This is a genomic window from Anaerofustis stercorihominis DSM 17244 (assembly GCF_000154825.1).
Classification (GTDB): domain Bacteria; phylum Bacillota; class Clostridia; order Eubacteriales; family Anaerofustaceae; genus Anaerofustis; species Anaerofustis stercorihominis.
The window spans coordinates 848,300-860,211 of sequence record NZ_DS560019.1 but is presented as its reverse complement, the minus strand read 5'-3'; the positions used below and the strand labels follow the sequence as shown (position 1 = coordinate 860,211).

At 33.2% G+C, this 11,912-nt stretch carries 9 protein-coding genes; 1 reads left to right on the top strand and 8 read right to left on the bottom strand.

What is annotated here, in order from left to right:
- Positions 1 to 2 precede the first annotated feature (2 nt).
- From panC to ANASTE_RS08840, 8 genes are all read right to left on the bottom strand, one after another.
- A complete protein-coding gene (gene panC, locus ANASTE_RS08875) occupies positions 3 to 848 on the bottom strand; it encodes a pantoate--beta-alanine ligase (protein ID WP_007050680.1) in 846 nt (281 codons plus the stop codon).
- Positions 849 to 860: 12 nt separating this feature from the next.
- The gene (panB, locus tag ANASTE_RS08870) at positions 861 to 1,688 is read right to left on the bottom strand and encodes a 3-methyl-2-oxobutanoate hydroxymethyltransferase (RefSeq protein ID WP_007050679.1); all 828 of its coding nucleotides are present in this window, start codon (positions 1,686 to 1,688) and stop codon (positions 861 to 863) included.
- A gap of 2 nt (positions 1,689 to 1,690) precedes the next feature.
- Entirely contained in the window at positions 1,691 to 2,533 is an 843-nt protein-coding gene (locus ANASTE_RS08865) for a Rossmann-like and DUF2520 domain-containing protein (protein ID WP_039945788.1), read from the bottom strand.
- A 220-nt stretch (positions 2,534 to 2,753) separates the two neighbouring features.
- The gene (locus ANASTE_RS08860) at positions 2,754 to 3,872 is read right to left on the bottom strand and encodes a S1C family serine protease (protein ID WP_007050677.1); all 1,119 of its coding nucleotides are present in this window, start codon (positions 3,870 to 3,872) and stop codon (positions 2,754 to 2,756) included.
- 9 nt (positions 3,873 to 3,881) lie between these two features.
- Entirely contained in the window at positions 3,882 to 4,670 is a 789-nt protein-coding gene (locus ANASTE_RS08855) for an MBL fold metallo-hydrolase (protein WP_007050676.1), read from the bottom strand.
- 84 nt (positions 4,671 to 4,754) lie between these two features.
- Positions 4,755 to 6,017 carry a UDP-N-acetylglucosamine 1-carboxyvinyltransferase gene (locus ANASTE_RS08850; RefSeq protein WP_039945484.1) on the bottom strand — a complete coding sequence of 421 codons (1,263 nt, stop codon included), beginning with the start codon at positions 6,015 to 6,017 and terminating at the stop codon, positions 4,755 to 4,757.
- 91 nt (positions 6,018 to 6,108) lie between these two features.
- Positions 6,109 to 6,966 carry a PHP domain-containing protein gene (locus ANASTE_RS08845; protein ID WP_039945481.1) on the bottom strand — a complete coding sequence of 286 codons (858 nt, stop codon included), beginning with the start codon at positions 6,964 to 6,966 and terminating at the stop codon, positions 6,109 to 6,111.
- A gap of 8 nt (positions 6,967 to 6,974) precedes the next feature.
- Complete coding sequence (locus ANASTE_RS08840) at positions 6,975 to 9,038, bottom strand: U32 family peptidase (RefSeq protein ID WP_007050673.1); 2,064 nt, start codon at positions 9,036 to 9,038, stop codon at positions 6,975 to 6,977.
- Between the two features lie 163 nt (positions 9,039 to 9,201).
- Between ANASTE_RS08840 and ANASTE_RS08835 the strand changes: the two genes are divergently transcribed.
- Positions 9,202 to 11,571, top strand: a complete 2,370-nt coding sequence (locus ANASTE_RS08835; protein WP_039945478.1) for a SpoIIE family protein phosphatase — start codon at positions 9,202 to 9,204, stop codon at positions 11,569 to 11,571.
- The last annotated feature ends 341 nt before the right edge of the window (positions 11,572 to 11,912 follow it).

The window sequence follows — 11,912 nt, the reverse complement described above, 5'->3', positions numbered from 1 at the left end:
TCCTAGCATTCAAAAGTAAAATTGTCGATAAGTCTGGTTTTACCTATATAAACAGCCATGGCAACCAATACTTTACCTTGAATTTTATCTATTTTTTCAACAGTTTCCAAATCTACGGCTTCTACGTAATCAATTTTTACAAGTTGCTCTTTACTTATGTTTTCTTTCATTTTATCAAGCAAAATAGATACATCTCTTTCTCCACTAATCAACAGTTCTTTTCCCAGAGAAATCGTCTTATATAAAATAAGAGCCGCTTTTCTTTCTTCTTCACTTAAATATGTATTTCTTGAGCTTTTTGCCAGACCGTCTTTTTCCCTTATTATCGGACAACCGATAATATCTATATCCATATTCAAATCTTTTACCATTCTTTTTATGACGCATAATTGCTGAGCATCTTTCATCCCGAAATAAGCTTTGTTCGGCGTTACTATATTAAATAATTTTGTTACTACTGTCATAACTCCTCTGAAATGTATCGGTCTTGATTTGCCGCAAAGTTCCGTCGTTAGTCCGTTCATATCCACATAAGAACAAAAACCTTTTTCATACATTTCTTCCGCTTCGGGATTGAATATCAAGTCCGCACCTGTTTCTTCACATAGCTTACTGTCTTTATTCAAATCTCTGGGATAAGTTTCTAAGTCTTCGTTTTCCCCAAACTGCATTGGATTTACAAAGATACTTACAACGACTCTGTCATTTTCCTCTACGGCTTTTTTTATCAGGCTTTGATGTCCTTCGTGAAGATAACCCATTGTAGGTACAAGACCAACGCTTAGACCTTCTTTTTTCCATGACCTTACTATACTTCTAACTTCTTCTATTTTATGAACTAATTCCATTTCATTCTCCGCCTAATATAATTTTTCTATTACTTCATCATCTATTTTATAAGTATGTTCCCCACTAGGGAAGACACCTTTATTTATTTCATCATTATATTCTTTAAATGCTTCTTTCATTACACTTCCTATATCAGCATATTTCTTCACAAATTTAGGAGTAAAATCCGAAAACATTCCAAGCATATCCTGATATACAAGTATTTGTCCGTCACAGTATTTCCCCGCACCTATGCCTATAGTCGGAATATTTATACTCTCTGTTATAAGCTTAGCTAGCTTTTCGGGAACACACTCTAAAACCAACGCAAAAGCCCCTGCTTCTTCAACGGCTTTAGCATCATTAATCAATTTTTTTGCTGCCTCTTCACTCTTCCCCTGAACTTTAAATCCTCCAAAAGCATTTATACTTTGAGGAGTTAACCCAAGATGTGCCATTACGGGAATTCCCGCATTTGTTATAGCGTTTATAGCCTCACTTACTTCTTTTCCGCCTTCCAGTTTAACAGCTCCCGCTCGTCCTTCTTTCATAAGCCTTCCGGCATTTTTAACTGCGTCGTAAACAGAAGTTTGATATGACATAAAAGGCATGTCGACAACAACCAAAGAATTCTTTGCGCCCCTCGCAACGGCTCTTCCGTGGTGTATCATATCTTCCATAGTTACGGATAAAGTATCTTCATAACCTAGAACTACATTTCCAAGAGAATCTCCGACCAATATCCCGTTAATACCCGCTTCATCCATTAATTTTGCGGTGGAATAATCGTATGCGGTAAGCATAGATAATTTTTCATTACTTTCTTTTGCACTTTTAAAAGTTGTTACAGTATTTTTCATCCTTATTCCTCTTTCAATAGTTTCTTCATATTGCCGTAATCATTTTCTTTATTTTTTATTCCGGCAATATCTGTAAGTCCCAATGATAATGATTTATAAATATCTTTTGCTTCATTATTTAATACATCTAAGTGTTTCATTACGGTAGTAATATCATTTCTTTCTATGGGACCGGTCAAAGAATCAACTATCCCTCTTTCATAGATATTATTTGCATTGTTCATAAAAAGCGGCATTAAAGCATCAATAGCTTCTTTTTTATCAAATCCGCTCTCGGTAAGCAAATCAGCCCCTCTATCAACAAGGGCAATGACTAAATTACTCACGTAAACACATGAAGCATGATATTTACTTTTATTATCTTTAGAAATTATTTTGACTGGATTTCCCATGCTCTCAAAAAAACATTTAAATAAATCTAAATATTTTTCATTTCCTTCGATTGTAAAATAAGCACTTGAGATATCCTTATAAGACGTATACTTATCGTTAAAAGCATACATTGGATGAATGGAATAACCGAAAACTTCTCGGTCACCTTTTTGAAAGACTGCGGAAGATAATGCTCCGCTACAGTGACAAAATATTTTATTTTGAATGTCGAAATCTTTTAGACTTTCCCAAACTTCGCCGATATCCTTATCGGGGACCGTCAGGAATAATGCATCACATGAATTTAATATATCATATAATGTACTAAAACAATCAGTATTCGTGAACTTGACTGCTTCACGTGCAGAGTCGGGATTTTTACTGTAATATCCCAAAACATTTTTTTTGTGCAGTTTAAAGTATTTGCCGAGGCTGACGCCGACTTTTCCTGCACCAATAAATCCTATTTTCATTCTATCACCCTCTTTCGGTGATGCCATAAAGTCTCTTTCCTTCGATAAAAGCTTTAATTCTAATAATTAGAATGAAAAACAAAATATTTACCACGGTATAGTTTCAAAATGAATACCATCCGCCTACATAATAGCACTAAGGGGAATATTTGTAAATAAAAAAATAGATATTAATATTTATTTAATAAATAAAAAAAGAGCAGATTATCCTGCTCCTTGATTATTTTGATTTACTCAACTCAACCTCTACGGTATTTGCTTTTCCGTTTCGTTCATAGGTGATTTTTATTTTTTCTCCCGGTCTATGATAGTAAAGCTGTTCTCTGAATTTTAACATATTATTGACTTCCACTCCATCTACTTTTGTAATGACATCATTTTCTTTTATCCCTGCTTTTGCGGCACCCGAACCATTTACGACTCCTACTATCAATATCCCCTTATCTACAGATAATTTTTCATTTTCTGTATAGTATCTTGCAATTTCCTTATCCACACCTTCTATCCCTATAACGGTAGGAGTAAAAGAACCTTCTTCTTTAATTTGGTTTATTATAGGCTTTACTATATTGATTGGTATGGCAAAACCCAAACCTTCACCCGACTGGATCTTATAGGTATTTATACCAATGACCTCCCCGGCAAGATTTAATAAAGGTCCTCCGCTGTTTCCCGCATTTATGGAAGCATCGGTTTGTATAAGGTCTTCGGCTATTGTCTTATTATCTACGGCAATGCTTCTGTTGAGTGCACTTATTATCCCCTGAGTAACACTTCTCTCGAAAGTAAGCCCCAAAGGATTTCCTATTGCAATAGCTGTCTGACCTATATTTATTTTTTCACTGTCACCTAAGTTTACTACAGGCAAATTCTTTGCATTTATTTTTATTACGGCTAAGTCGACGGTATCAGATTTAAATACCACTTTTGCCTCATAGCTGGTCCCGTCTTTCAAGGTAACATTAATTTGTTTTGGATTACCACTTACAACATGCTGATTTGTAACAATAATTCCATTTTTATCCACTATAAATCCGGTCCCCACACCGCTGCTTTCGTACTCTCTATTGAACATATCTTTACTTAATTCCGTAGTTTCGATACCGACTACGGCAGGAGTAACGTTTGCAGCAACTTTTTCCGTCGTACTGGATTTTAAAGTCGTAGCCGAAGATGAACTTCCGCTGTTTCCGCCGCCTTGATAAACAGTACCGATTTTTTCATCTATTAGTTTTTCCATTCTGTAATTAGTTACAAAAAAAGCAACGGAACCGAAAAGAATGCCTCCGATTATCAGCCCTAAAAAGAAAATAGTTAAACCGCTTCTCTTTTCTCTCATTTTTTCCTCCTAAAATTCTAAGATACCATTGATACCGATCCTGTTCGCAACGTCTAAGATATAATCTTTGCCCTCTTTGATATCACTATCGAGTGCTACATTTTTTACGGTTTCATAAGCAATGGTACTTATATTGTTTTCTTCGCTTAAATGTCCGAGTCTTACCCTTTCAGTTTTATCCTTAATGAGCTCACTTAATACTTTTCCGCTGTCATTATTTGATAAATGTCCGAACGGAGATAAGATCCTTTGCTTTAGATGTATCGGATATGAACCTTTTTTAAGCATATTCTCATCATGATTTGCTTCAAGAAAAACAAATTTACATTCTTTTAAATTTTCTATTACATCTTCCATTATCATTCCCATATCCGTTGCAACTCCGCATTTTGTTTTTCCGTCATCTATTGTAAACCCTATAGGTGCAACCGCATCATGGGGAATGGAAAAACTGTTTACAAGAACATCATTTATGTAAAAAGGGATTTCTTCTTCGATTCTGTATATATTTTCTTCTTTTACTCTGCCGACCTTTTTCAGTACGGTATCACATGCGGCTCTATGTAAATATATGGGGATATCCGCCCTTCTGGACAATACTCCCGCACCTTTTATATGATCACTGTGTTCGTGAGTGATCAAAATAGCATCTATATCACTTATTTCAACATCTATTTTTTTTAGTTCATTTACTATAGTACTGCCGGGAAGACCTGCGTCAACCAAAATTTTAGTATTTTCGCTTTCCACAAGCAGACTATTACCTCTCGAAGAGGAAAAAAGATTAGTAAATTTCATTTATTCTCCTATTAATTCTATGCGTTCTATAATTAAATATATATTTTAATATTAAAAATCCCCTTATAAAATAAGGGGAAAAGGTTACGAATCAACTCTCTTTATGTCCGCTCCTAAATTTCTAAAGTTTTCTTCGATATTTTCATATCCTCTGTCTATATATTTAAGGTTTGTAATTTCTGTGGTTCCTTTTGCAACGAGCCCAGCAAGTATCATTGCAGCCCCTGCTCTAAGGTCGGTCGCCTGTATCTTTGTTCCATAAAGTTCGCTTGGACCTGTAAATACGGCTGTATTTCCGTTCACTCTTACATTGGCTCCCATTTTTTGAAGCTCAGTTACATATCTGAAACGATTTTCGAAGATACTTTCCGTAATTGAGCTTACACCGTTTGCAAGGCACATAATAAGTCCCATAGGCTGCTGTAAGTCCGTAGGAAATCCCGGATAAGGCAGAGTCTTGACATTACAAGGTTTGATATATTCTCTTCCCACTACCCTTATATTATCATCTTCATCAACACTAACGTCCGCACCCATTTCAATAAGCTTGGCTGTGATTGAATCCAAATGAGGAGGGATTACATTTTTTATGAGTACATCCCCTTTTGTCGCCGCCGCAGCTATCATATATGTTCCCGCAGTTATTTGATCCGGTACTACAGAATATTCACATCCATGAAGTTCTTCAACCCCCATAATCCTGATAACATCCGTACCGGCACCTTTAACGCTTGCACCCATTAAATTTAAAAAGTTTGCGATATCGACAACGTGTGGTTCCTTTGCGGCGTTTTCTATAACCGTCAGCCCTTTTGCCTTTACTGCAGCGAGCATAATATTAATTGTAGCGCCAACGCTTACAACATCCATATATATGTTAGTTCCGTTAAGACCGTTTGGAGATTCTATTTTAATCGAGCCCTTTACATCTACTTTTGCACCCAAGGCTTCAAACCCTTTAATATGCTGATCTATAGGTCTTGCACCTATATCACATCCACCCGGAGGAGGAAGTTCGACAAATCCGTTTCGTCCGAGCAGGGCACCTAAGAGATAATAACTGGCTCTCATCTTTGTACTTTCATCTGCTATCTCATCACTGGTGCAGTCCGCTATTGCTGTTGTATCTATACTTAAGCCTTTACTCGTCTTTCTGATTTTAGCGCCGAGTTTTTTCATTATGCTTATATAATTTCTGATATCTTGTATATCAGGTAAATTTTCTATTAAAAATTTATCGGATGCCAGAACCGTTGCGGGTAATATCCCAAGAGCCGCATTTTTTGCACCGGTTATAGTCACTTCTCCGGTAAGTCTTCTGCCACCGTTAATAATAATTTTTTCCATATTTTTCATCCTTTTATTCTTTTTCCCCTTAGCTAATTAATTATACTAAAATTAATACTAAAAATAAAGAGTAATTAATCATTATTTATATCTAGAAGCATGGATTATTTTGTAAATGTTTATAACTTCTCGTCCTTGCAAGAAGATTAGTATCACTTAAGTTAACTATGGGAGTACCTGCAAATCTTGTTTTGTATACGCTACCGTGACAGTCCGACCCACCGCTTACTATCAAGTCATTTTTTTTACAATATTCGAAGTAATACTTATTTTGCTCCTTTAAAGGATTATATGAACTGTAGCATTCAAGTCCGTCGATACCTATATCCAAATAGTAATTTAACATTTCCTCACTCATTACATTTCCCGGGTAATAATAAGAAGGATGTGCAAGGACTGCGACCCCTCCTGCATTTTTTATTACTTTAATTACTTCTTCCGATGAAATCAAATCTTCATCTTTAGGGACAGGAACCTGAGCTTTAACTTCATTAAAAGGCTCTACACCCTCACAAACTCCTTTTTGTGCAAGATAATTCATTATGGGAAGCCCAGCCATTTCTTTCATCTTATAAATATTATATTCTTCTAAACTTACACCATTATCATAATTTTTTTCTACCCATTTTATTATCCTGGTATCTCTGTTTTGCCTTACTCTTCTGGTTTTTGTCATAGTATAAGTAAGATCGATATCGTCAATATCTATATCATATCCAAGTATATGTATTTCTTTATCAAATGATTTAGAACATATTTCTGTTGCTCTTATAAAATTCAGTCCTTCCTTATTTGCGATATACTCCGTTAGTTTAACATTAGAAATACTGTCATGGTCCGAAATTGCAAAATACTTAAGCCCCGCTTCTTTCACATTTTTTACGGTCTCCTCACTGTTCCAGCTCCCGTCGGAAGCATTTGTATGAATATGAAAATCTAATCTGTCCATTTTTCCTCCTATAATAACTTTCTGAAATAGCACCCTCTTGTACTATCATTTAGTAATTCACTGTTTTCATAGTGTTTTATTATATTTTTTATATCATTTTTATTTTCATCATTAAACATAAATATTTTATTTATATCACTATCGAGTTTATTAAGCCTGTCAAATACACATAAAGGATAAGTATTATAAAGTTCACTTGTTTGTCCGTTACATTTTACTCTAAACTTCTTGCCCATCCTGTCGTTCAGAGACAGCTTTTTATTACAATTTTTACATCCTATCTCTTCTTTTACAGGACAATTCCTTGCAGTCATCAAAGGAAGATAACCATATACTATAATCGATAACTCAGTATTTGACTTGATTTTATTTATATTATTTATAGTATTTTCAAAAGAAAGGGTTACATTTTTTAAATTATGTATTTCTTTTTCAAGTAAATCCACTGAATAAGAATTGGTAATATTGGTTCCAAATCCCGTCATTATTTCAAAGTCAAGTTTATCCAACAGGACAATCTTACCTATCGTATGAGCAAGTCCTTTTTTAATTCCCAACTCTTTTGCCTTTAAAAGATTTTTATTTATATTTGCTTCCTCATCAAAGTATACCCTGGGAATTTCTACGCCCAGTTTACCTTTATACTTAACAATCAAATCTTTATTTAATTTATTAAGCTCGAATAAAGGAATGTACGTTTCATCAAAATAATCAAGAATAAATTCATTAAGTGTATTTATATCGTTGATAACGGCAATATTTTTACCACCAATAGGTCTGCTCTTATCTTTTGGTTTTATTAATTTTCCTATATCATAAACAGGAAATTTGCTAATCCTTATTTTATCAAGCTTATCCGTAGCATTCCTTCTCAGTTCATTTATGCTTGAAATAGGAACAAATATATTATTATCCGCCTTACCTTCCATATCATTTATCTCATAAACAGTCGAGCCTAATTTTAATAAATTTTTTTCAATATTTTCTTTTGCGGTAGGTTTATTTTTTGCTTCTTCAATTATATCACCTTTAACAGAAACAATATTATTATCTTCGTCGATCATTTCCAGATAAGAATTCTTCCCCAAAGTAAAGTCATACTTTATATCTACTTTAACTTTATCTTCATAAATATCTTTACTTTTTATCTCCTCAATTGCAGCTTTGGTATAAGATTTATCTTCTTCACTCCTAATACCAAACATATTATTTCTTTTACCTGTTATATAACCGTCGGTAAAACCGCTTCTTGAAAATACATCTTTAAGCAACTTTTTATTATATTTACCAAATTCTATTTTATTTCTTATTTCACTGACAACGCTCTTCACATATTCCTTACTCTTCATCCTGCCTTCAATCTTTAAAGAAGCGATGCCCATATTTGCAAACTCTTCTATATAATCGATATAGCAAACATCTTTAAGAGATAGATCATATCTTCCCTTTTCTCTAACATAGAAAGGGAGTCTGCATACACCGGCACATAACCCCCTGTTCCCGCTTCGCTCTCCCAACGCAGAAGAAAAATAACATTGCCCGGAAACACTCATGCAAAGCGCACCATGAATAAAGATTTCTACTTCAACATCAACTTCATCCATAATTCTTTTTATTTCTTTTAAAGAAAGCTCTCTTGAAAGAACTACTCTGTCAAATCCCATGTCTTTAAGTTTCTTTGCATCACTTACATTATGTACACTTAGCTGAGTGGAAGCATGGATAGGAACCTTTGAAATCTGTTTTAAAATATTTATTACCCCTAGATCCTGAACTATGATAGCGTCGAACCCGGCTTTATTAATAACTTCAATCTCTTTTACCAAATCCTGTATTTCATTGTCGTAAACCAAAGTATTGAGTGTAACATGAGCCTTTTTACCTCTCAAGTGACAAAAATCTACTGCTTCTTTTATATCCTCAAAACTAGAGAAATTTTCGGCATTCCTCCTTGCATTAAAATTAGAAAGACCAAAGTAAACACTGTCGGCTCCGGATAAAATCGCAGTTTTTAAATTTTCAAAACTTCCTGCAGGTGCTAAGATTTCTATTTCATTACCATTAACTATCATAAAAGTACCTTCAATTATTTATTTCAATGTAAGTATATAATAATAGCTATTTAAATACAAATATTTGAATGCTTTTTTATTTTTTTTAGAATTCTGCTAGATTTCATCAAATTTCCCCATGGATTATTTTTATAATTTTTTTATAACTTATAGGAGGCTTAAAATGATAAGTAGAGAAGGAATTATTAAAATAAACAATACATATAATAAAAACATAAAAAAAGAAAAAGAGACTAAAAAAAACAACTTTACCCTATATAAAAACATAGTCATAACGATTTTGTCTATTCTCGGTAACTTTAGTATATTCTTTTCCTACACTTTACCTTTTGTTTTCGGTATAAGCGCATTTATCATCTACAAAGAAGAACTTTCAAACATCCCCTTAGTTCTTATGGTGATAATAACATCTTTTACTCTTGGGATATCATCAGGGATAAGACTTATTTTTTCAATATTATTGATGTTCGCACTTAGCCGAAATTATATTATAAACAGTAATAAAGCTACATATGCATGTCTTGCAAGTGTCATCACATTATTTAGCGGCTTACTTACGAATTACATAGCTAAAAATCCTCCAATAAATAATATGTACTGTGCACTTGAAGCTCTTAGTTTGGTAATTGTTTTCTTTATCTTCGATACTGCCTATAATCTGATTGAAAATATTGACCTTAAAAAAGACTTCTCATCCTTTGAAGCCTTAAGCCTTGGAGTTGTATTTTCTATATTTTTACTTGGTACGGCAGATATAAATATATTTACCTTATCGATAGCTATGATTTTTACTACCTTCCTTTTGTTATTCGTAGCTACGTACTTCTCTTTAAGCCTCTGTTTAAGTTTTTCACTTGTAAGCAGTATCCTCCTCACTTTAAGGGGAGGATTTGATACCGATATAATACTTATATTCACGGTAGCATGCTTATTTGCTTCTATGACTAAGAATATATCCAAAATAACAAGTACTCTCATTTTTGGATTTACGGCGCTGACATTATCGTGCTACATAAATAAAAGTATAATGTTTACCGTAGGACTGAAGGAAGTCCTCATTGCTTCCGCTGCTTTTTTGATTTTCACTGCATTATTTAACGATCGGGTAATGGCATTTTTAAGCTCAACCGAAACCATAGACCATGGAAATATATTCAATAATGCAATAAAGAAGACCATAAAAGAGGAAATAGAAAATAAAAAGAATATGATCAACGAGGTAAGCTATAACATTACCCTTAATAATAAAAACGAAAACACAAACGTAACCAAAAGTATATGCAAAGTCCTTACCGCCGATATATGTACAAACTGTGAAGACTTTCATAAGTGCTGGAACGAAGAAGGCGAAGATACTTTTGTAAATTTCTCACAAGTAATCCTTGATACGTATAACGGAAAAATAACATCTAAAAAAGATTTACCTAAAAGTTTTATAAATAAATGTAAATACAACTTTTTTATGTTTAAAAGTACATCATACCTCTGTGATAATTTAAAGCTTAAAAAGGACTATAATAATAAATTAAATAAATTTAAAAGTCTTATGAAAATTGAATTCAACAGCGTCAATAAAACCCTTGATAACATTTATAACAATATCAAAAAAGGACTCAATTATTTTTCAAGCGATGAAAAGAAAGTAAAGGAAGGATTATTCTCAATGGGGATAATCGTAAAAGAAACGGTTATACTTGAAGATTTCCAGGGAAAAATAAAAACATATTTAAAGACAGGAAAAAGATTATCAAGCGAAGAATATAGGATTACCGTACCTTTACTGTTAAGCGAAATCCTCGGTAAAAATATAATGTACGATTATAACTCTTACACAGAGCAAGCTTTTGAAGCTTTTGAATACACATTTACCGAAAGAATGCCATATTCTTTAAGTGTAGGAGTCAGAAGAGAAAAAAAAGAAAACAGAGAAGAATGCGGTGATAACTATTCAAATATAGTCCTCCCAACTAACACACATTTAATTGCTCTCGCAGACGGTATGGGCAGCGGAGAAAAAGCAAACAAACAGAGCGAAAGAGTATTAAATTTACTAGAAGAAATGCTCAGCTGCGGAAGCGGTGAAGAAAACAGTGTAAATATGATAAATTCAATCCTTTCTCTTGAAGAAGATGAGATTTTCACAACTTTGGATGTAGTCCTGTTTGATTTATATAATGCGGAAGCTGAATTCATAAAAGCCGGTGCACTTGAAAGTTATTTAAAAAGAGACGGGGAAATAATGGACTTGACGGGAGAAGCACTTCCAATAGGTATCATAGAAAATATAAATCTTGCCACTGAAAAATTAAAATTAAAAAATAACGACTATTTATATCTGATTAGTGACGGTTTCTTGGAAGCATTCTCAGATGACAGAGAATTAATAAAAGAAAAAATTAAAAATATGGAATACAGAAACCCTCAAAAAATAGCAGACGAATTATTCAATGAAGCATACGCAAGGAGTCTCGGAAAATTAAAAGATGACGTAAGTATATTGGTAGTTAAAGTCAGAGAAGAAATAGCAGGATAAAAGAACTCTCTTAAGAGTTCTTTTTTATTTTATGGATCATATTAAATAAAAAAGAAATATTTAATACTTTTAAAGATTATTTTGCTGTGTTGATCACTGTATTTTATCAATTAATCACTTATAAACAATATAAATATTTAATACTTAAGCATCATATAATTAAAAAACATCATAGCAAAGTTAAAATAATGTGAACAAAAACAAATAAAAGGTTGAAAAGGTTACCATAAAGTTATATAATTTAGTTATATAAAAAAGAATTTCCCAAAAAAGTAACTTAGAGATGAAAATGTAACCGGTGAGTAACTGTAGTGTCATATACTGGTAACATAAAGAGAAAG